At 43.4% G+C, this 21,437-nt stretch carries 23 protein-coding genes; 12 read left to right on the top strand and 11 right to left on the bottom strand.

Features of this window, described 5'->3' with window-relative positions; genetic code table 11:
* Positions 1-130: 130 nt before the first annotated feature.
* A complete protein-coding gene (locus tag BM736_RS11330) occupies positions 131-1,036 on the top strand; it encodes an aldo/keto reductase family oxidoreductase (RefSeq protein ID WP_076412048.1) in 906 nt (301 codons plus the stop codon).
* 66 nt (positions 1,037-1,102) lie between these two features.
* Here BM736_RS11330 and BM736_RS11335 read toward each other — a convergent pair whose 3' ends face one another.
* The 3 genes from BM736_RS11335 to BM736_RS11345 form a co-directional block, all read right to left on the bottom strand.
* Positions 1,103-1,936: a MaoC/PaaZ C-terminal domain-containing protein gene (locus tag BM736_RS11335; protein WP_076412496.1), complete on the bottom strand. Its 834-nt coding sequence runs from the start codon at positions 1,934-1,936 to the stop codon at positions 1,103-1,105.
* A 352-nt stretch (positions 1,937-2,288) separates the two neighbouring features.
* The gene (locus BM736_RS11340; RefSeq protein WP_076412051.1) at positions 2,289-2,915 is read right to left on the bottom strand and encodes a chemotaxis protein CheD; all 627 of its coding nucleotides are present in this window, start codon (positions 2,913-2,915) and stop codon (positions 2,289-2,291) included.
* A gap of 104 nt (positions 2,916-3,019) precedes the next feature.
* Complete coding sequence (locus BM736_RS11345; protein WP_076412054.1) at positions 3,020-3,901, bottom strand: TraB/GumN family protein; 882 nt, start codon at positions 3,899-3,901, stop codon at positions 3,020-3,022.
* A gap of 56 nt (positions 3,902-3,957) precedes the next feature.
* On the opposite strand from BM736_RS11345, the gene BM736_RS11350 reads away from it, so the two are divergent.
* Complete coding sequence (locus BM736_RS11350) at positions 3,958-4,269, top strand: prephenate dehydrogenase (RefSeq protein WP_076412057.1); 312 nt, start codon at positions 3,958-3,960, stop codon at positions 4,267-4,269.
* A gap of 86 nt (positions 4,270-4,355) precedes the next feature.
* Here BM736_RS11350 and BM736_RS11355 read toward each other — a convergent pair whose 3' ends face one another.
* On the bottom strand, positions 4,356-4,892 hold the full coding sequence (locus BM736_RS11355) for a DUF3016 domain-containing protein (RefSeq protein WP_076412060.1): 537 nt from the start codon (positions 4,890-4,892) through the stop codon (positions 4,356-4,358).
* A 226-nt stretch (positions 4,893-5,118) separates the two neighbouring features.
* On the opposite strand from BM736_RS11355, the gene BM736_RS11360 reads away from it, so the two are divergent.
* The 3 genes from BM736_RS11360 to BM736_RS11370 all read left to right on the top strand — a co-directional run bounded on the left by BM736_RS11360 (position 5,119) and on the right by BM736_RS11370 (position 6,596).
* Positions 5,119-5,424 carry a hypothetical protein gene (locus tag BM736_RS11360; RefSeq protein WP_076412063.1) on the top strand — a complete coding sequence of 102 codons (306 nt, stop codon included), beginning with the start codon at positions 5,119-5,121 and terminating at the stop codon, positions 5,422-5,424.
* 100 nt (positions 5,425-5,524) lie between these two features.
* Positions 5,525-5,803, top strand: a complete 279-nt coding sequence (locus BM736_RS11365; protein ID WP_076412066.1) for a hypothetical protein — start codon at positions 5,525-5,527, stop codon at positions 5,801-5,803.
* 478 nt (positions 5,804-6,281) lie between these two features.
* Complete coding sequence (locus tag BM736_RS11370; RefSeq protein WP_076412068.1) at positions 6,282-6,596, top strand: hypothetical protein; 315 nt, start codon at positions 6,282-6,284, stop codon at positions 6,594-6,596.
* Positions 6,597-6,681: 85 nt separating this feature from the next.
* On the opposite strand, the gene BM736_RS11375 is transcribed toward BM736_RS11370, so the two are convergent.
* Entirely contained in the window at positions 6,682-7,191 is a 510-nt protein-coding gene (locus BM736_RS11375; protein WP_076412070.1) for a DUF4240 domain-containing protein, read from the bottom strand.
* A 200-nt stretch (positions 7,192-7,391) separates the two neighbouring features.
* Here BM736_RS11375 and BM736_RS11380 point away from each other — a divergent pair, with 200 nt between their 5' ends.
* From BM736_RS11380 to BM736_RS25175, 5 genes are all read left to right on the top strand, one after another.
* Entirely contained in the window at positions 7,392-7,793 is a 402-nt protein-coding gene (locus BM736_RS11380; protein WP_076412072.1) for a hypothetical protein, read from the top strand.
* 67 nt (positions 7,794-7,860) lie between these two features.
* Complete coding sequence (locus BM736_RS11385; protein ID WP_076412075.1) at positions 7,861-8,658, top strand: response regulator; 798 nt, start codon at positions 7,861-7,863, stop codon at positions 8,656-8,658.
* Between the two features lie 279 nt (positions 8,659-8,937).
* Positions 8,938-9,210, top strand: coding sequence for an HU family DNA-binding protein (locus BM736_RS11390; RefSeq protein ID WP_076412077.1), 273 nt, complete (start codon positions 8,938-8,940; stop codon positions 9,208-9,210).
* 259 nt (positions 9,211-9,469) lie between these two features.
* Complete coding sequence (locus BM736_RS11395) at positions 9,470-10,162, top strand: TorF family putative porin (protein WP_076412079.1); 693 nt, start codon at positions 9,470-9,472, stop codon at positions 10,160-10,162.
* A 417-nt stretch (positions 10,163-10,579) separates the two neighbouring features.
* Positions 10,580-10,753 (top strand): hypothetical protein, encoded by a 174-nt coding sequence (locus BM736_RS25175; protein ID WP_179079047.1) that lies wholly within the window; start codon positions 10,580-10,582, stop codon positions 10,751-10,753.
* A 91-nt stretch (positions 10,754-10,844) separates the two neighbouring features.
* Here the strand turns inward: BM736_RS25175 and BM736_RS11400 are convergent, their stop codons facing one another.
* From BM736_RS11400 to BM736_RS11410, 3 genes are read right to left on the bottom strand one after another with little or no spacing between them, the layout of a single operon-like run.
* The gene (locus BM736_RS11400; protein WP_256717800.1) at positions 10,845-12,437 is read right to left on the bottom strand and encodes an FGGY-family carbohydrate kinase; all 1,593 of its coding nucleotides are present in this window, start codon (positions 12,435-12,437) and stop codon (positions 10,845-10,847) included.
* Positions 12,434-14,014, bottom strand: a complete 1,581-nt coding sequence (locus tag BM736_RS11405; RefSeq protein WP_083700104.1) for a glycerol-3-phosphate dehydrogenase/oxidase — start codon at positions 14,012-14,014, stop codon at positions 12,434-12,436. The genes BM736_RS11400 and BM736_RS11405 overlap by 4 nt, the downstream gene beginning before the upstream one ends.
* 3 nt (positions 14,015-14,017) lie before the next feature.
* Positions 14,018-15,661, bottom strand: coding sequence for an FAD-binding oxidoreductase (locus BM736_RS11410; RefSeq protein WP_076412082.1), 1,644 nt, complete (start codon positions 15,659-15,661; stop codon positions 14,018-14,020).
* A gap of 86 nt (positions 15,662-15,747) precedes the next feature.
* On the opposite strand from BM736_RS11410, the gene BM736_RS11415 reads away from it, so the two are divergent.
* Positions 15,748-16,782 (top strand): AraC family transcriptional regulator, encoded by a 1,035-nt coding sequence (locus tag BM736_RS11415; protein ID WP_076412084.1) that lies wholly within the window; start codon positions 15,748-15,750, stop codon positions 16,780-16,782.
* A 111-nt stretch (positions 16,783-16,893) separates the two neighbouring features.
* On the opposite strand, the gene BM736_RS11420 is transcribed toward BM736_RS11415, so the two are convergent.
* Together BM736_RS11420 and BM736_RS11425 are read right to left on the bottom strand one after the other, a co-directional pair.
* The gene (locus BM736_RS11420) at positions 16,894-17,094 is read right to left on the bottom strand and encodes a hypothetical protein (RefSeq protein WP_076412086.1); all 201 of its coding nucleotides are present in this window, start codon (positions 17,092-17,094) and stop codon (positions 16,894-16,896) included.
* 277 nt (positions 17,095-17,371) lie between these two features.
* Positions 17,372-18,751 carry a sodium:alanine symporter family protein gene (locus tag BM736_RS11425; RefSeq protein ID WP_076412088.1) on the bottom strand — a complete coding sequence of 460 codons (1,380 nt, stop codon included), beginning with the start codon at positions 18,749-18,751 and terminating at the stop codon, positions 17,372-17,374.
* 745 nt (positions 18,752-19,496) lie between these two features.
* Here BM736_RS11425 and BM736_RS11430 point away from each other — a divergent pair.
* Positions 19,497-19,751 carry a YgjV family protein gene (locus tag BM736_RS11430; RefSeq protein WP_076412090.1) on the top strand — a complete coding sequence of 85 codons (255 nt, stop codon included), beginning with the start codon at positions 19,497-19,499 and terminating at the stop codon, positions 19,749-19,751.
* Positions 19,752-20,101: 350 nt separating this feature from the next.
* Here the strand turns inward: BM736_RS11430 and arsJ are convergent, their stop codons facing one another.
* Positions 20,102-21,334 carry an organoarsenical effux MFS transporter ArsJ gene (arsJ, locus tag BM736_RS11435; RefSeq protein ID WP_076412093.1) on the bottom strand — a complete coding sequence of 411 codons (1,233 nt, stop codon included), beginning with the start codon at positions 21,332-21,334 and terminating at the stop codon, positions 20,102-20,104.
* Positions 21,335-21,437 lie beyond the last annotated feature (103 nt).

Raw genomic sequence — 21,437 nt, forward strand, 5'->3', positions numbered from 1 at the left:
AACGAAGATTAGTGAAGCTTATTTAAGCTTTTTGGAATCTACATCAATAAATAGTAATCTAGCGACACGAATTAATTTCAGGTTAAGCCGAAACTAATCTCAGCACGCCTAAAAGAAGGACATAAATAAAATGACAACTGAAACAAACTCACTGCAGCTATCAGATTTTATTGCAGGTTTTTGGCGTATGGATTCATGGGGCTTATCAGCGCAGCAACGACTGGCACTCATTGAAACCTATCTAGAGTTAGGTGTAACGAGTATGGATCATGCCGATATCTATGGTGAGTATCAATGCGAAAGACTCTTCGGTGAAGCACTCGCTCTAAAGCCCTCTTTGCGTGGTGAGATGCAATTAATCAGTAAGTGTGGCATCAAGCCCGCTTTTCCCAGCACAGCTGAGCGATATGTTAACCACTATGATTCGAGTAAGGAGAACATTTTAGTATCAGTCGATAACTCTCTCACACAACTCAATACCGACTATTTAGACTTACTACTGATACATAGACCTGACCCATTAATGAATGCAGAAGAGGTGGCATCAAGCTTCGAACAGTTAAAGCAAAGTGGCAAGGTACTTAATTTCGGGGTGTCTAACTTTACGACTTCGCAGTTTTCACTACTCGAATCCAGCTTAGCTCAACGAAATATCAATCTGGTCACTAATCAAGTTGAGCTTTCTCCGATAAATATGGGTTCACTCAGTGATGGCACCTTAGATCAATGTCAGCAACTGGGCATTTCGCCAATGGCTTGGTCATGCTTAGGTGGCGGTGATATCTTCAACTCAGATAGCCAGCAAGCGATTAGACTCAGAGCCGTGCTCAATAAGATTGCTGATGAACATGGTACTGACGATATTAGTCAAGTTATCTATGCTTGGGTGTTAGCCCTTCCAAGCCAACCAAAGCCTATAATAGGCAGTGGTAATACAGCCAGAATTGGTGCAGCTGTTGCCTCGAGTAAAATAAAGCTAGATAGACAGCAATGGTTTAGCATCTGGCAAGCTTCGACAGGGCATAGCGTGCCTTAACATTTATACTAGATAGAAAAAAGGCGCCATCGGCGCCTTTAATATTGATACCAACCAGCGTAACAATTATAGGAAGCTTATCTGTCCTGATAAGTGTGGTCGACGACCGCGAGCATCCCTCAGCTCAAACACGAGATTGTCTTCATCTTGTTCACTGTCAAAGCTGACATCTGATGGCATAAATAATGGCAGTTTAAACGCAACATCTACCGTGCAAGGACGCTCACCAATTTGTGGCATCATCTGAGCAATACAGCGAGCCTTAGACCACATACCATGGGCTAAGACACGGTCAAAACCAAATCGCTTTGAGAGTACAGGGTGAAGATGGATCAAGTTATAGTCGCCAGATGCTTTCGCATATCGGCGGCCTAAATCTTCAGCTAAACTCCAAGACTCTGGCGCATCCCAAGCCATTGGGTTGGCTTTTGGTGGTCGTATGCGACGTTTGTTATTTTCGATTCGATACAGGTAGGTCGACAGTGACTCCCAGACCAGCTCATCACCGACAAATGCTTTTGATACTAATTCAAACTCTAAACCTGAATCCGTCACCGTACTACTTGTTAGCGCACACTCAATGTTAAAGGTCTCATCAACAGATAGCCCTCTATGTTGGGTGATACTATTTTTCAGGTGAATCATTCCCAATAGGGGAAAGGTGATACCATCATGGGTAAAAATAACCGCGTGTAGCCTAAATGCCATTACGTACATATAAGTCATAGGCAGTGTCTTACCGTCAAAGTCAAAGCCACATACCGAAGAGTACTGCTCGACTTTTTCTGGAGATAGGCTGACATTGGGCGTTGAGACATAGATCTTAGGTAGAGCTTGCTCATTCCACCCCGGCTTTCGCCCGAAGAAAATCTTACGATACAGGGAAAATAGGGTAGGCATCGCCTTCAATTCAATCGAAAAATCATTTTCCACGTTAACCGAACCTTTCAAAATTTAAACTCATCAAACAGATTTCAAGCCCGCGAGTATACCTTAAAGTAAACACCCTTGCCTAAAATTCAGACTTGATGAAGAAAATTTAAAGTTTATTGAGAGTACAGCAGATAGAAATAGCAGTCCTTGTAGCCTCAACATTTTAGGCTACAAGGGCTTGCTGAACTTTCGAGATTGAGTTTTGCTCAACCTCAATGGTTTTAGTGCAAGGCATCGAGCGATGTCACCTAATGGCTTAAGCGAAAAGCTCGCTGTAAAAACACCTGAGAGAACGATGCTTAGTTAAACAGGGATAAAGTCAAAACAACTCAACTTGGTTATCCTCTTGATCTTTAACGATATGCTTGAGGTAAACCTTCTCCTCTTGCATCATCTGTTCTATACGCGCAGGAGATAGACGTTTAAGTAAAACTTTGCCGCTATTGGGATGAAACAAGACTTTGCGCGGCCAAGGGCCTGCTAAATCTTCCTTTTCAATCTCTATCCCTTCAAGGCTAAGGTACTCCTTTACAAACTCAATATTAGACAAGCCAACATTCAGCACAGATGACTTAGTCATCTGGGCCCCGCCAAAAATTTTAGCCTTGAGCCGCTTACGCTGACCACCCGCTTTCAAGATCCCATTAATCAATTGTTCCATGGCTAAATTGCCATATCGACAGGAGTAACTGGTTAATTGATGCCAATCTTCATGCAGCTCACGCTCTGGTAAAAGAAAATGATTTAAACCACCAATACCAAGCAGTGGATCCCAGATGCAGGCCGCAACGCAGGAACCTAATCGAGTAAAAATGTATTCATCGTGCGAAGAGATATAGAAGGCACCAGGATCGACCCTAGCAATCACCTTATTATGCTTATTATCCCAGCTTCTTGGAATATCCTCGAAACCTGTTCGTGGGGGAGGAATCGCGATAGCTTGCATTCAGCCTCCATGCTGCTCATACCTAATGAGTTCCAAGTATAGTCAGACATATGCAAGCTAGCGTTAATAGTTCGCCATTTTTTAAAGAAGCTTTTCAAATTGGATTAGTTACAGTGTTTTTCCCAACAGTTTTTAACTTTAGCTCCATGGTCAATGAGCTCTAATGGAATACTCTTCCCACCTACTAGATGGCCGGCACCTATGACAATAAACATCGGCTGAGGGGTATCAGGAGCAGCCATTAACTCACGGATTCTATCAGCCATAGTTACATTTCGTTGCCATAGCAACTTTTCTAACATCAGCATGTCGCCATCATCCGTGAGCTGCCCCTCCATAAGCTCATCAATATGGGCTGCATCTCCAGTTCGCCATGCCTGAACTAAGCCATGCATATCATCATCGGGGGACTCAATCGCCTCTCTAACCATTCCGAGCTGCGCTTCTTCATCAAAGGAGGAAAGCAGTTGAAACTGGAATTCAGTACTTTCCAGCTCAAGCAGTGGCCGACCTCTATTTTTTGATATAAGTACCTGATCAACGCCATAATTAGCGCTGTAACCTAACTCTTCGAATCGATTCATGCCTAGCTGCATTGATTGCAGCCAAGGAGAGAAGCCCCCTAATGACGCGCATACTCGGCTTTGGGTTTTACAATACTCATCTAAAACTGATTGGGTTTCATCATCCATTGCCACTTGCTTTAAACCATATTTCTTTATCAGCGCCATAATATCTGCACTTGCGGCATCAGCTTCAACAGCTAATGAGGCCGATGAATCAAACTTCGCCTCTATCTGTTTTGCCATAGGATAAAAGTCAGCTTGTCCCACGTGAATTGAACCAAGTAGGTACGCAGTTTGTCCCTGGTAATCGATTCTAAAAAATGGCGGTTTATCCTCTACTGCTGCTTGTACAGTATTAGCTGAGCTAGCGCCGATAAGCAGCGCAATTGCAAGTAATAGCTTATGTTGACTTGTTGCCATCTTATTAGCCCCTTATAATCTCGATAATTAGTTAGTTTATGCATTGAGAGGCTGTTATGCCACACACACGTGTTATCGAACAATTGAAAGAAAATTTACAATCAGCCTATCGCAAATCCATCGATGCAGATGGCAAGCTAGATGAACTGAAAAAAGCAGGTCACGGGAAATTTAATACCATCTTCACCCAAGAGCAAGGATTTACCACCAGCAGCAAGCGGTTTAAGCCTTATGTTCAGGAGCTTGCAGATGAGCTAGATAGACTCCCAACAGATGCTGAAGAGCTACCGGCAGCACTAGAAAAGTTTGTCCCTAAATTAGCAGTACTACTGCAGACATTACAGGCATTTAAAGAGCAAGCGAAATAGAGGCTCTACGGTTATAACGCAGAGATCAAAAAAGGCTAAATAAGCGAGTTGCTCATTTAGCCTTTTCTTTCAAAGTAAAAATAAAACTATAACTTAGGTTCTACAGTCTTCTTTAACCAGTCAGCTAATAGTTTTTCTTCAAAGCGTAATGGCTTGTCATTCATTCTACCGGTTGTATGCATAAAGCCCATATCAGTTAGCTTCTCATCACCAACCATAATCACCTTATCTCCCTCAAGGATAGAGTAGCTAAATGTAATACGTGGTGGGTAGATATCCTTGATCACACGAATATCATTCATGGTCGCACCAAAGGTAGGTCTAACATCACCCGCAAGATCGAGATCAGTGACTATCATCTCTAGCTTTTGCTCAGGTTTTAGCAACTTACTCGCCTCTTTATCAAGGCTTTTAGTCAAGCTTTCAAAGGTGCGCTGCTCATAGCGAGACTGTATATCACTTGCAGCTTTAACATCACGAAAGCTTTTTGGGTCTTGCCAAGTGATTTTCACAACTCCCTGTTCAGTGATAGGGGTTTCAACCACTTCATCAGCAACTGCGGAGCCAGAAAGCAAGGCTCCAGAAACCATAGTCCCCGCTAACAACAGATGGGTAAACTTCATGTGAGCCTCCTAAGGCTAAATTTTGTCTATGTGCAATTATCGTACAAAAGCTAACCTGAATATTAGCTTAATGCAAAACAATTAGTGATTATTCACCTGTATAGTGCACGATATAGATAAGACCGCAACAGCTTTGAAATAATTCCCTAGAAAGCCGATAAATTTGTATCAAATGTTATCTTGTCAAAATAGAATAGCCCTACTTCTTATTAAGCATACAAAGCTGATGAAAAATCTTCCCGCCATTATCATTGTCACCATTATTTTTACCACTCTCGGTGCCAGTCTATACCTGATTAACCGTTCAGAGACTCACAATGAGCCAGAAACTTGGTCCTCTTTTGTATACACCAATGGCTATAACTCTGGACGATATAAGAAGGTCGATGACTTTAATGACTATCAATCTTGTCGCACGTTCTCGCTAGAAACATCGGCTAAATTTGATAACGCCCCTTGGGAGTGCGGGCTTAGATGTCGCTTTGACTCTAGTAGGCAAGGTTTTCAATGTGAAAAAATGCAGAGCGATTAATCGTAAAAAAAATTTGAAGACCTCATAAAAAATTCAGCAAATATTCAACTTTAGCATGCTAGTATGCCGAAAATTTCCAGCTTAATAATTGAGTATGACTATGACTTCATCACTAAAAACTATTTTGATGCTCTCTCTTTTCACCGTATCAACTTTCTCAGCAGCGAGCGATATCTCCTCGATTGAGATAGATGAAACAGCGACAGCCGATGAACTGCTTAAGCAATATGAAGCGCTAACTGAAGATATGAATGCCGAAGTTCAGCTACAGCAAGTTGAACAACAATTAGAGCAAGAAAGCCACGAGCTACTGCAACCTATCTGTCTTGAGTATTCGATCGATATCAATACAGGTGAAGAGAGCTGTATCTCTCAATAAAGGCGCTATTTCAATTCTCTTAGTTGTTGCGAGACAATCTCTTGCAACAACTTATCTGATACAAAGCCAACCTCACACTCCACGTTGCCATCCCTACCCTCTTAACACGTCCAGCCCTAACTGCTCAATTACGTCTCTAGATTAATCCCAACATTCTTTTAGCACATATAGCACATAAGATTAGTGCTCAATATTTATTCAGCTCGTGTTCAACTTATACGAGATAACATACGTATCAGAAAGTAACCAAGAGGTAAGTTGAGTTTCCATGCAAGTTGAACAGTATAAAAGGCGGTCACTTTTCATTCAGCTTAGGTTCATGGTTTACCGTTTAACATACTGAATAAGTTAACGAGCATCAGCTCTACTCAAATATGAGTTAAATCAATTTAGCACCAGAGGACGACACCTCCTCATCGAACCAAGCCGTTACTGACATGACGTAACTGCAGACGATTAAATTATTTGGAGACAAATTATGAGCCACACTATCACACAAACTAAAACAGTCTTCTCTGGTAAAGTTGCCCTACTATCTGGCCTGATTATCGGTGCTATGCTGTCAGGGCAAGCATTTGCAAATGATTTCACCCCAACAGAGCAAGCATCGATAGATCAGCATCATGAGATACTGGCAGATCAACAAGCCCAGTCAGATGGCGCTATGATTAATAACCAGCAGCAAGATTTTGATGCTGATTTAGAGAAGGCCGAAGACCAGTTTATGAATAACATCTGTGATGACCATGGTCGTGCGTATGACAATGCCACAGAAGTCTGTTACGAGAAGTAATACCATTACTTAAACTTAGCCAATAAAAAAGCGAGGATAACCTCGCTTTTTTATTACTTAGTCGTTGCATCTCACAAGGTGAAGCTTAAAAGGGAAATCTTTGACTCAGTTGAGGGTAAGCCAGTTTTAACTGCTTTTTCTTGGTTGTGAACTTCTTGCCTTGAGGCGTCGCCCTACCTGAAGGAACAAACGGCAGCTCATCGGCAGTTCTATCCTCAAAGATTTGACCCGCTAACAAGTCATATTCATCTACGTATGGATAGGGATAACCATCTTTTTCTGGCCACTCAGGAAGCAGCGCAATATCGTCTGGATTGGCAATAATTCTGTCGTACCAATCTTTTCCCAATGAGATAAGAAAACACCTAAACTCAGCAAAAGCATACTCAGAATCACAACCTGTAATAATGTACGCAGCTCCCCACACAGTCCAGAAGTAGGACCTTCTCATCTGTTGACCAAAAATCTTGTCGAATTCAACTAGCTCTTCATCAGACAAGCACTCAAGTTTTGCTTTCAAGTTTTCAGCTAAGCTCACTTGATCTTGTTCAGGTGAAACTCTTGTTACTAACTGCCAGAAATCTAATTCGGTCATTAATTTACTCGTCACTTAACAATAATTATCAATACGCGACTATTCTATCAAACTCGCATCATAGCGCTGTATTATTTTCCCTAAACATTTTCTAAATCTATTTTAAAGGCAATCGTCTGTTATATGTTCGATTGCTTTGACAGAGCCAGCCGACTTTTTTACACTCGCCAGCATAAATACGTGCAGTCGCTGAGAGCTCAATGAAAAAACCACCCATAGCATTATTGATACTTATGATCTTGTATTCTGTTTTAGCCTGTATTGCGCTATTTCGAGCTGTGAGTATTCAGTCTGTTGACCTTTTTTCACTCGGTGTGATCCCAGTATTAATAGGACTAGCTTTGAGAGCCAACTGGGCGAGCATCATTTTTAAAGTGTATCTAGCTATTCAAACACTCGGCCTCTCTGCACTAGCTGGCACGGCTATTATCGCTTACCAAATTTCCCCAGAAGATGTGAAAGTCGTTATTGATGGTCACGATATTCCAGTGCCAGCAATCGCAGCCCTTGCTGTACTACTTTTATCTTTTCAGATATATGTGGCTTTATCTAATAAAACAAAGCATTACCTTCGAAGCAGAGAACAAGCTGACAACACTTAGATATGTTGCCCCTCTGTAAAGATTAAGGTAGTTTAGCCGCAACGAAAACTACAAGAGAACCGTGACGATGAGTATGCTGTTGCCAAGTGAACTTTCTATCCTGCTTGTTGAGCCCTCTGACACTCAAAGAAAAATTATCTGTAGCAGGCTAAGTGACGAAGGGATCAACAACATACAAACGGCGAAAACCTTAGATGATGCTTTGACGATTATCGACAGGCACCAGCCAGATCTTGTCGCGAGTGCAATGCATTTTGAAGATGGCACCGCATTAGATCTGCTTAAGCAGCTAAAGGAAAATGATGAATATCAAGATATCCAGTTTATGCTGGTATCTAGTGAATGCCGTCGTGAACACTTAGAGGCTTACCGTCAATCGGGAGTCGTCTCCATCTTGCCCAAGCCTTTCTCCTCTGAGCATCTAGGTAGAGCACTCAACGCGACCATAGATCTATTGAGTAATGATGAACTCGACCTCAACCATTTTGATGTACATAACCTCAGAGTACTCGTTGTCGACGACAGCAAGATGGCAAGAAATATTATCAAACGCACTATCGGCAATTTAGGCCTGAGGTTGATCACCGAAGCGTGTGATGGTGAGGAAGCCATTGAGCTGATGAAGCTAAATATGTTCGACTTAGTGATCACTGACTACAACATGCCAAGTGTTGATGGGTTGGAGCTAACGCAGTTTATTCGTCACCATAGCCAACAATCTCATATTCCCATCCTGATGGTGTCATCAGAGGCCAATGATACGCACCTAAGCAATGTGTCACACGCAGGCGTAAATGCCCTGTGCGACAAACCTTTTGAGCCACAACTTGTTAAGCAACTCCTCTACCAGCTGCTTGATGCATAAAAACCTCAGTGAATAAAGGCGATTAAGTAAGCTGAGGAAGGCGTTTATTCAACACTCCCCCCCCCTTTCTAAAAGGGCTCACTTAAGCAGCAATTGACTGATGATTCGCCCAACAGCTCTATTTTGGCGATTATTTACCCCAAAATTGACTTCAAACATTAATTCTGGGGGCTAAAACCCTTTAAATATGCCAACTCTTATGGCATGTTAGGGAAAGCAATTACTAAGTATTTAATGTGGTTAGCTTAATTTAATCTACGGAAAGAAGAGACGATTCAAATGAATAAGACTGAACTTGTTGCAAAAATGGCTGAAAATGCAGAACTGACTAAAGCAGAAGCTGCACGCGCACTAAAATCTTTTGAAGAGACTGTTACTGAAGCAATGAAGAGCGGTGACAAAATCTCTATCGTTGGCTTTGGTTCTTTTGAAACTTCTAGTCGTGCTGCACGTACTGGTCGTAACCCACAGACAGGCAAAGAGATCCAGATCCCAGCAGCCACTGTGCCTAAGTTTAAAGCTGGTAAGACTCTAAAAGATAGCGTTAACTAATAACGTTTATTCTCTTGAAAAAACCTCCTATATGGAGGTTTTTTTATATCTACATTTCAATGTATGCACATTTTATGTGCACCTCTGCCCTATAATAAGCCAGCTTTGTCTCCCACCGTGCAAATGAACTTAATTACCCACTAATATTCAATAGTTTAACTATTGGCACAATACTCGCTTCTTTCAGTGAACATCACTGCAAATACTAATACCAATTCAACTGCAGCGGTGAATATGCTAACCACTAAAGGGAATGAACATGAAACAAGCATTACTATCAAGCTCAATCTTAGCTTCGACTATCCTCATGCCGGCTACTGCAATTGCAGAGGTCACCGGTAATATCGGTGCCGCCTCTAACTATCTATGGCGTGGTGTAACACAAACTCAAGACGCAGTGGCTGTACAGGGAGGTCTCGACTTTGAACACGAAAGTGGACTCTACTTAGGTACATGGGCTTCAAATGTCGACTTTGGTGATGACACTAGCTATGAAATTGACTTCTATGCTGGCTATGCAGGTTCAATCGGTGATGAGTTCGGCTACGACATTAGTTATTTGTATTATGCCTATCCAGACAGTGAATCAAGCGTAGACTTTGGTGAACTCACCGCCGCAATTAGCTGGAGATGGTTCAGCTTAAGCTATTCACAAGTCGTCAATGCTGACAGCGATGTCGCCAGTGAGCCGCTGGATAACACCGATATGAGCTATATCGATGCAGGCGTGAGCTTCCCACTGTCTGAAACTCTCTCAATATCTGCGCATTATGGCTACTCATCAGGTGATGTAGTCACCGCGTGGTTTGATACTAGCAACTATGCTGATTACTCTATTTCCCTCAATAAAGAGACTGACTTTGGTGCTATCTCTTTTATGGTAAGCGATACCGATCTTAAAGGTGATGACCCTAAGGTTGTACTGGGCTATAACTACAGCTTCGGCCTATGATATTCAACCATATTAAGAAGCAATCCATTCAAAGTAGATATTAGTTAGCGTTTGCTAAATTTGTGATCTTCGTCAGTTTGAGTTATCGCCACCCTGGCGATAACTCATAAGCGACGTGATAATTAAACACTTAAAATCAATAACTAGCTGCAGAACAGTCTCACAAAAAATGACTTAAACATCATTTTTAATCACCTACAAATAATGTTAATTCGATCTCACTTTTCCTTTTAATACCCTGATATCTTTCTTATCAGCGCTTACTAATATGAAGCCGGACATTTCCAACTCAACAGAGTTAACGTCCTAAGCTATAGCGCTTTTTTTAACAAAGTTCCTGACATATTGTCAGCCTAATTTTCTACTTTATGGCCTAACAGATATGGCCAAGAGTATTTCATAATTAAGGAGTTCGTTATGGCTCAGATTATTGAACTTGTGCCCAACGATGCAGAGATCGAAGCGTTTACCGCCCCTAAAAACCAGCAGGCAGCGGATGAGATTAAACATAAGCGTGAAGTCAAAAAACGTTTAGAGGAGTTGCTCGCTGAAGCTGAGCTACAACGTGCTATGGGCGGTGATTTTTACTGATAGCCTTGCCTTAAAACAAGTCGCATTAAATCGATGAATCTAGGAGTGCTTCTTAGATTCATCACTAATCTGGGTCAATAACTTATTTGCTTTACTCTGGATAACCCGTGATATCTCTAATCTTGCTATAAAGAGGTTGTAACTTTTTATAGATATCTAGATACACTTCCCTATAAAGCCGCTCATACATCTGATTATGATCAGTATCTGGTTCAAACCTCTCTCCGGCATGTACCATAGCTGAAATCGCACTATCAAAATCTGCATGTAGTCCGAGTCCAACTGCTGCATCGATTGCAGCGCCCAGCCCAGAGGTCTCCACCGTATGTGCCCTTACCGTTGTGAGTCCGAAAATATCTGCGGCTATCTGCATCGCAGCATCGCTTTGGGCACCACCACCTGAGACCCGTAACTCTTTGACCTTACAGCCTCCACGTTTCTCTATCGCCTCTAAGCCCTCCTTTAAGCCAAAGACTATCCCCTCGATAATGGCCCGGTAAAGATGTGCCCGAGTATGTAGATCGCCAAAACCGATAACAGCGCCTTTTGCTTCGGGCCCTGGCTGTTTAACTCCTGGTCCCCAGTAGGGCTGTAACATTAGTCCCATGGAGCCTGGAGGTACACTATTCACTAATTCATCAAACAGCTCTTCCGCTTCAATCCCCGCTTTTTCGGCTTTGGCTAATTCTATATGCGCAAACTGCTCCTTGAACCAACTCACCATCCAAAACCCACGGTATAGCATCACTTCGCTACAAAATGCCCCCGCAATCGCAGAAGGATAGGCAGGTAGAAACCGGACAGCCTCAATGTAACGCTTCATGGTGACATTTATCGTTGCCGTAGTGCCAAAGCTTAAACAGCCAATATTACTATCTTGGCCACCAGAACCTAACACCTCACAGGCTTTATCCGCTGCGGCGGCAATCACTTTTAGCCCCTTAGGAATTCCAGTTTGATCGCTCGCAGCTTGGGTGATCTCACCTATTAAGGTACCCGGTTTTACCAGAGGCAATAACTGTTCAGGCTTAACATTCAATGCTCGCCACTTCCAATCGAATGGTTTAGCCCAGCGATGCTTTTTATAATCGAATGGAAGATAGCCGACCTGAGAGCCTGTTGAATCAACCCAAGCCCCTGTTAATCTGTGATGAAAAAAGCCTGATAGGAAGGCAAACTTATGAGTTTTCTCCCAAAGCGCACGCTTCTCAAGAAATAGCCAGTTTGGTTGAGCACGGCAGCGGAAATTGTTGATAGTCTCAGTGAGCCCCATCAGCTTAAACAGAGGATCCCAGATCCCACCAAGCCCTGCTACTGGCTGTGCTTTTCTCTGATCGAGCCATAATATCGCTGGGTATAAGGGCTTACCTTGTTCATCGAGCGGTAACATGGTGCCACGCTGCGTCGTGACAGACATCCCGCGGATCCTCGATTTATCAACTCCTTGAGCCCATAATTGCTGACAGGCTAAACATACATTGTCCCAATAGTACTCTCCCCCCTGCTCACACCAACCTGAGTTGGGTGACTCATAGGGCGTTAGTTTTACCTGAGATTTGGCCACTAAGTTGCCTTTAAGATCGAAAAGCAAAGCGCGCACACTTTGTGTGCCATTATCTATGGTTAATATCCAATCCTGACTGTCACCCTCTGGCATATTTGTATCAATATTCTGCTCACTCATATGCCAATTCCCTTAGCTTGCTCTGTCGTTTTTATAGGTAGCTGATAACTATCATTAAAGATGCTTTTAAAACGTTGCCATTCACTATTGGCCTGCTCATCACTCCAGCTAAGCACTCGCTGACATAGACAAAGAAGTTTGGCTCTATAAAGCTCAATCTCCTCACCTAATATTAAGGCTAAGCGTGTACGACGAAGAAGAAGATCATCGAGATGAGCCACGCTTTCACTTTGCAGTGACCACTCAAGTTCTCGCCACTGACACTGGCTGACACCAAGCGTGTCATCATTTTGCATCGAGGAGACATCTGCAGCAAAGTGACCGAAATAACCTTTAAGCCTTTTATCTGCATACCCTTGTGTTAATTGACTAAAACTGGCATTGGATATCTGCCCAATCAAGGTAGGATACTGCTTCTTGACCTCCTCAAGCGTCTCCCTCGCCATGAGCTCTGAACTTGTCAGCTTTCCCCCTGTCACAGAGATTAAACCCGCTTTTGACCAGATCATATGCTCTCTAGACTCTTTAGATGGGGTTTGGCTCTTGCCTTGGGTAACTATGGGTCTTATGCCACTCCAGCAACTAATGACATCATCTTCATCAATAGCCAACTGAGGAAAATAGTGGTTAGCCAGCGACAATAGATACTCTACCTCTTGATGAGAGATCCCAGGCTCCTCATCTAGCGATCGCCTATGATCAAGATCCGTTGTACCGATCACGCTGCAACCTTGCCATGGATAAACATAAACTGGACGGCGATCTTTAGGGTGAAAAAAGGTGATACAAGCAGAAACTGGAAGTCGTGCAAATGGCAGCACCAGATGACTGCCCCTTAAGGGTCTAAGCTCACCTTTATTTAGCGGATGGAGCTTATCAGCCCAACTGCCTGTCGCATTGATTACACATTTTGCATTAAGTTGGTGACAGCTCTTGCCACCATCAAGTGTCACCTCAACACCGGTCACACCAGTTTTATCCTCGAGCAAGCACACAGCTTTGGCATAATTTAAGGCTACGCCACCAGCTAGCACGCCATCTTGAAGCGATCGTAATACTAAGCGGGCATCATCAGTCACACCATCAGCGAATAGGCTAACACCTGCCACATTCTCGAAGGAGAATTCAGGTAGCCAAGATGCGGCACGCTCAAGCGTCACAGGCTTATGATATTGCGTGCCAGCAAGCTTATCGTAAACTGACAACACCCGATGAAATAACGGTGCTGGCGGAAAATCACCTTGCTGATGCAACATCAGATAGGGCATCAACTCTACCAGTCCGGGGAGTTCACTCAGCAAGTTTTCTCGCTCTCTAGCGGCATCACGCGTCATACGCCACTGACCACTTGCTAGATAACGTAGGCCGCCATGGACCATTTTAGAGGAGCGACTCGACGTGCCCCAAGCAAAATCCTGTTGCTCAAGCAGCAGGACTTTTATTCCCTGCGCAGCCGCCTGATGGAATATTCTTGCCCCAGTGATGCCACCGCCAATCACTATGAGGTCAAACTCAACCTTAGCTTGCTCACTGAGGGTAAGCCTCAATTCTGTCGCTGCTTGTGTTAAGGTTTTCATTGTTTACCCTCTGGATTTATCTATAGAAGGTATCGCCTTAAAGAGTTTACCAGCGTTGAGTTGCTTGTCTGGATCGAAGTGATTAAAGCAACTTTGGAGTGAAGCAACGACACTTGCCCCCTTCTCTTGTACTAAATAATCCGCATGATCTTGGCCAACACCATGTTGATGACTAATAGTGGCATTATTCTTCACGATAATACTTGAAGTGGTAGATTTGAGCTTTTGCCACCTCCTGTATGTCTCCTCATAACTATCGGCGACGGGAAACAGGTAGGTGGTATAGATACTTGCACCATCGCTATAGAGGTGTGAAAGGTGTGAAAACACATGTACCGGACTGTCGAACTCCTCTAGTCCGCCACTTAGTGAAGCCTCTATTTTATCAGTGAGATCATCGATATTAGACCAATTAGTCGCTGTTTCTAACGTATCTATGGCATAACCCATCTGCCATAAAGTCTCCCTAAGATAGGGGAAAGTAAAGCGCTTTTCAGCCCAGCGTTTACCCAGTTTCTGGCCTGTATTGACCCCACTGAACTGTTTAATCACCTGCTTTAACTGTTTATAAGTCCCTCTATTAACACTTTTTGACCCTGTGATGCCGTAGACCATCATGCAGCGGTCATCCCCGACACCTTTAATTGAGAGTAGCCGTTTAAGCCACTGCCTTTGTGTCTGCGTTGCAGACAGAAATAACTGGGTCTGGGTTTCTATGCTGTTGCTCACCCGTAACATAGACAAAGGTAATCCTTGCTGAATCACCTCTCTGGCACAAGCAACGCCACTTTGCCAATCAGGCATAAAGGCGACACCAAAAAACTCCTCCTCGGGCAGGCGGCTCACCTTTACCTTAGCTTCAGTCAATATCCCTAGGTGACCTTCTGAACCAAGCACTAACTGACGCCAATCAGGCCCTGCCGATGAAGCTGGCAGAGTGGGAAGTTTTACCTCACCGCCAAACGTTTCCATCTTGCCACCAGCAAAGAGATCTTCAATTCGTCCATAACCTAAAGATTGTTGCCCACTGGAGCGAGTAACAACCCAGCCCCCTAAAGTTGATAGCTCAAAAGACTGTGGAAAATGCCCCAAGGTATACCCCTGCGCCTGAAGTTGAGATTCAAGGAATGGGCCCTTTACACCAGCTAAAAAGGTAGCTATCTGATCGGTGCGATCGATATCAAGCAGACGGTTCATACAGCTCATAGAGATAGTCACAACGATCTGCTCGGTAGAGATAGGAGTGATATGGCCAACAACTGACGTGCCCCCACCATAGGGGATCAATTGCCAACCAGCTTGTTTTGCTTGCATCATCAATGTACGTACATCTTCTGCACTTTTTGGGAATGCCACTGCATCAGGAAAGAGGTTGAACTGACCACTTTTCATCGCTAACCAATCAGGTAAGCTTTGGCCACGAGCATGACGTAGCCTCACCTCTTTATCTATGGAGTAAAGCGCACTCTGCTCAAGTCTAGACTCAGGCACAGTCGCAAGAACCTCAGCTAAACTAGCCACCTTTAACGGCTTAGGCCGACCTAAAACCTGAGTAATAAACGCCGCGCCATCATCGCTAAGAGCAAGGCTTTTATCCTTATCTCCCCATCCATTCCACTGACGATTGTCCTGTTGTAATGTCTTCATCTAGTCGTCCCAGCCTTGAGCTATTGATTTCCTTTATTAGCTTATCCTACAATGTGGGCAGAACCTGTCAGTGACAAATATGGACAATGTGTATAGTTAAAGAGCAAAGAAAGCCCATATTAGGTTCAACCTCCCTCCCTCCAGTGCAGCAATTTCTTCATGCAGCAAGACAGTACCATGTCGATATTTCAGCGGGCTTAAAGCAGACTGGAATTGAGTTTGATACCTTCTTGCAACTGGATGCAAGGCTAACTGGAGAGCAGTTTCAACAGCTACTGGTCTACCTTATAACTCAAGCAAAGCATCCACTATTTGGCCTCTACAGTGCCAAGTTTATTCAACCGGATCGCTTTCATATATTAGGACAAATAGGCCTTCACTCGAGTCATTTAGCTCACGCCATTAATGAGGCTATGCCACTAGAGAAGCTGGTCGGTGATATGGGTGTCACAGAGCTGAAACAGCACCAACTAGGCGTTAAAATGGTATGGCGCTGCCAATATAGCAACCCGTTAGTGATCCCTCACCTCATCGATAATGTGCTGGCCTCTTGGGTTAACTTCGCCAGATACCTGCTTGATGACAAAGTGGCCTCCCCCTTAGAGGTAAAGCTACAAAAATCGCAACCGACTCCCTTAGAAGTCGTGCAATATGAGGAGGTATTTGGCTGCCCCGTTAAGTTTGGGCAAAGAGAAGATTCAATCTTGATTTCTCACATTATGCTCAACCGCTCATTACCGGATAAAAACCCCAAACGACTGCAGCAGCTCAAAGCAAGCGCCACACTTAGCCTGGACCATATTGATAGCAGTGACCGACTAGAGCTTGAAACAGCTAGAATTATTCGCCAGCTTCTTCCTCAGGGAAAAATAGATAGGCAAAAAGTAGCAAAACATCTTCATATGTCAGGCCGTACCCTGCAGCGAAAACTGTTAAGTACAGGCAAAAGCTATCAAACGCTGGTAGATGACATTCGTATCGAGATGGCTGATTACTGGTTGACTTGTAGCGAGCTATCAACCGATGAGATAGCACTACAGCTAGGTTTCAGTGATGCCCGCGTTTTCTTTCGAGCTTATAAAACATGGACAGGAAAAACACCTGGAAGCCTACGAAGGTAATTAGAGGCTTGGGTTAGCTTCCTCATAATCTCTGGCGGGGTTTAAGCAAAAAAGCGGAAAACAGCTATCACTTTAAAGCTGACGTCTATGATTTACTCTCTTAAAAAGAGCTTAAACAGTCAGGTACATGCCAACTAACACACCTATCACAAAGCCTAAGGCTACGCGCCAGTTGAAGCTAATAGGGATGCCTTTTTTATGACTTGGTAAAGCCCTATGCACGCCTTCAGCTTTAAATCGCTTCAGTTCAGCAATACGGTTCTCTAACTCAATAATTTTTTTATCTATCTTTACATCGCTTTTTTTATTCATCGAGCAACTCCACCCTACCTTAAACCAACGACTAAAATATAAAGTTCATATCAGCTTCAGTGATAATATCACTTACACCATTTAATTCAATTGGTTAACTCTTATACCAATCAGTATAAAGATGTGATCGCTCAGCGCATTTTGTCATGAGAGACGCATAGCGAGCGAGGAGCCCTTGGTAGTCATAGGGAGGTGTTCACTTTAGATTCGCTGCAGCACATAGCAAAAAGCCAGCAGCTTTTAGCTACTGGCTTTTATACGAGTTATCACGTTACTGCTAAGAAGAAGCTTTAGCAGCCTCTTCATCTTCGCGCTTCTTGATAAAGTAATCTCGTGTCAAACTAAATACCACAGGGCTAAGTAACGCTAACGCAATCAGGTTAGGTATTGCCATCATCGCATTGAGGGTATCGGCTAACAGCCAGATAAAGTCTAGAGAGCTAATCGCACCTAATGGCACCACTAAGATCCATAACACTCTAAATGGTTTAACCGCCTTTACTCCAAATAGATACTGAACACACTTCTCGCTATATACGCTCCAACCTAAAATGGTAGTGAACGCAAATACCGACAGCGCAATTGCTACGATATAGTTCCCCATCGGAATAGCTGTAGAGAAAGCGAGAGAGGTCAGTGCTGCACCATTCTCACCAGAAGTCCAAGAACCAGATACGATAATCGCCAAGCCAGTAATAGAGCAGACAATCAAGGTATCAATAAAGGTACCCAACATAGCAACTAATCCCTGAGCAACAGGGTTGTTAGTCTGCGCTGACGCATGAGCAATAGGCGCACTACCTAGGCCCGCTTCGTTAGAGAAAACACCACGTGCGACACCAAAACGAATTGCCGCCCAAACAGCAGCACCAGCGAAACCACCTTGAGCAGCCACTGGGTTAAATGCACTATGGACAATCAGTGCAATCGCATCGGGGATCTCAGATGCATTAACCACTAAAACAGCAAGACCTGCGGCGATATAGAAAAGAGTCATCAAGGGAACAAGCTTACCCGCAACATCGGCGATACGCTTAATCCCCCCCATTAGTACAGCACCAACCAGCACCATAAGCACCAGACCTGTGACCCATGTCGGTACACCAAAGTTACTGCTTAGTGCATCGGCTACTGAGTTTGACTGTACAGTATTGCCGATACCGAAACCTGCGAATGAGCCAAATAGAGCGAACGCTGTACCAAGCCAAGCCCACTTACTACTCAAACCATTCTTGATGTAGTACATAGGGCCACCAATGTGATTCCCATTAGCGTCTACTTCACGATATTTAACCGCAAGTACCGCCTCAGAGAACTTGGTAGCCATGCCGACCAGCGCCGTACACCACATCCAAAATAGGGCTCCCGGACCACCAATAAAGATAGCTGTTGCAACGCCGGCAATATTACCGGTACCAATTGTTGCTGACAGTGACGTCATCAGCGCGTTAAAAGGGCTAATTTCCCCTTTCTGTGATTTATCTTTATCAGGGATCCGACCAGACCAAAGCAGTTTAAAACCAGTCCCTAGCTTAAGAATTGGCATGAGTTTCAAACCGACTGATAGAAACAGGCCAACACCTAAAATCATGACTAGCATGGGGGTACCCCATACAAATCCATTGATTGTACTGACAATCTCAGTAATTACTTCCATTCAAACCTCTTCAATACTTGCTGATTATTTTTATAGTTTTTGCGTTTAGCTCTATGGCTAATATTGTGATCGCGTCCCAGAGTACAACGAATAGTCAGGGTTTGAAAAGGGTGGAGGATAAATCTAGCCATGAATAGTTTTACGCATGCAAAACGGTAACTTGACTAATTATCTTAATAAAATTAGTGGTTCCATCTAATTAGGAGTTGAACTTGTCGGATAACAAGTTTGATTCAAATATATTTTCGACATTCCATTTGCCGAGGTTGGCATTAATAGGGTTAATGAAGGCCAGTGTGTTAATCACTTCCCAGTGCTCAATCCTCAATCCTCAATCCTCAATCCTCAATCCTCAATCCTCAATCCTCAATCCTCAATCCTCAATCCTCAATCCTCAATCCTCAATGCTCAATGCTCAATGCTCAATGCTCAATGCTCAATGCTCAATGCTCAATGCTCAATGCTCAATGCTCAATGCTCAATGCTCAATGCTCAACACTAATACACAGAGCTAATAGAGAAAGTACAAGTAGCCTTCATTTGAAAGCGATTTAATTCACTGTAACTATTAATCCTAGCAAGTCTATGATAGGCGACGAACAAAAGCACAATATCACTTATAATCAATATTTTACAAACAGTAACATCGAGTATTACACTTGGGTAAATATTGATTTACAGGTTAATGTGTGAGCAAATTACGAGTCAATGAAGATGATAGTGAAGAGGGATTTATGGAGGCATCATGGAGATGATTAGTGCTACAGAGTGGCTTGGTTATATTGCATCAGGGTTTATTGCGGTCTCATTTATGATGAAAGATATCATCTATTTGCGGTTACTCAATTTCACAGGCTGCAGTTTATTCGTTATCTATGGCTGCTATATTTCCGCTTGGCCTGTGGCAGGCATGAATGCCTTCGTAGCCTGCATCAACCTATATCACATGATAAAGATATACCGGGAGCGCTCAAACACCTTAACAGCAACAAAAGAGTGACTAGCACAAACTAACAAGACTGTTTGTTTAAGCAATCTAGAAAAACATATCAAGGGGGACTATCTGAATGACAAAAATGAATGACAAAAAGAGTAAAAAAACAAACACAGCCCTTTATCTATTCATCGCAGGCAGTATATTCGGCTCAGGCCTTTACTTCGCAATATACTTTTACTAGCAATAAAGCCAAATCGAGCATTAAGAATTGAGAAAAACTCAATGGAGGTGCTCGCTAAAAATTTCAATGAAGCGTGCCAACGACCTTGAAAAACACCGCCTTCAAAAGCTACCAAATTAAAATACCATCAAGCACCACAGAAAAATGTAACCTAGCCTTCACTCCAGGACGACTAATTCTTAGGAAGATAGATACTAATAACAGCCGTCATCGCAAGCATCACACTTGATATCCATAAACAAGCTTCTAATCCTGCGACCTGGTACACATAACCTGATAGTACAGTGCCAATCAGGCGACCCATCGCATTGGCCATATAGTAAAAACCAACATCAAGGGATACACCATCATCGCTAGCATAATGGACGATTAAAAAACTGTGTAATGAGGAGTTAACCGCAAACACAGCGCCAAAAACCATTAAACCAATCAATAAGCTCAGTTGTGGACTCAGATTAAACATCAAGGCGAGAGCTATTAATGCTGGGATAGCAGCAAGCATAGCGACCCATAATAGGGCTTCTCTCCCGCCAGGCGCAGTGCCATCGGCTTTTTTTGTTAACCTAGGAGCTTGGGTCTGTACAAAGCCATAAGCGATCACCCATAAGGCGAGGAATCCGCCGACAGAGTAATGATCCCAACCAAACTGGCTGCCTAAGTAAAGCGGCAAGGCTACAACAAACCAAACATCACGAGCAGAAAACAGAAACATACGTGCAGCCGAGAGTATGTTGATGCTGCGGCTCTTAGAAAATATCTCACTAAACTTCGGCTTATTTTTGGCTTTACCTAGGTCCTGCTTTAAGCTGAAAATACTCAACATCCAGACCAAAGCTAGCGCCATAGCCATAATGGCAATAGCGAGAGTAAACCCAAACAGACTTAACAAAGCGCCACCAAGAAAGAACCCTGCTCCTTTGAGGGCATTTTTAGAACCTGTAAGCTTGGCTATCCAAGCATAAAGCTGCTGAATGTCCTTGTCCTTATCACCCGCTTTATATGAGCTCACCAACATCTTTATCGAACTCTTGGCACTCATCTTATTGAGATCTTTAGCGATCCCTGAGATCCCTTGAGCGACCATGACCCATACTAAAGTCAGCATCGAGCTGGGCACCAGTAACATAGCCAATGCAGCAACCTGTAAGCCAAGGCCGATATTCATGGTTTTGTTTAGCCCAAGTCGAGCCCCTAAGTAGCCGCCGACTAAGTTGGTCACCACACCAAAAATCTCATAAAAGAGAAACAGCATGGCAATCGACAGGGGGGTGTAGCCTAGCTGATGAAAATGCAAGACCACCAGCATACGCAGCGCACCATCGGTCAAGGTAAATGCCCAATAGTTACCTGTCACGATAAGATATTGTTTCACCTGCTCCGGCAGGGCTTTGATGCTGGTTAACATAAACAACCTACAGTTTCGAGTTTCGAGTTTCGAGTTTCGAGTTTCGAGTTTCGAGTTTCGAGTTTCGAGTTTCGAGTTTCGAGTTTCGAGTTTCGAGTTTCGA

The organism is Shewanella sp. UCD-KL12 (assembly GCF_001957125.1).
Lineage (GTDB): Bacteria > Pseudomonadota > Gammaproteobacteria > Enterobacterales > Shewanellaceae > Shewanella.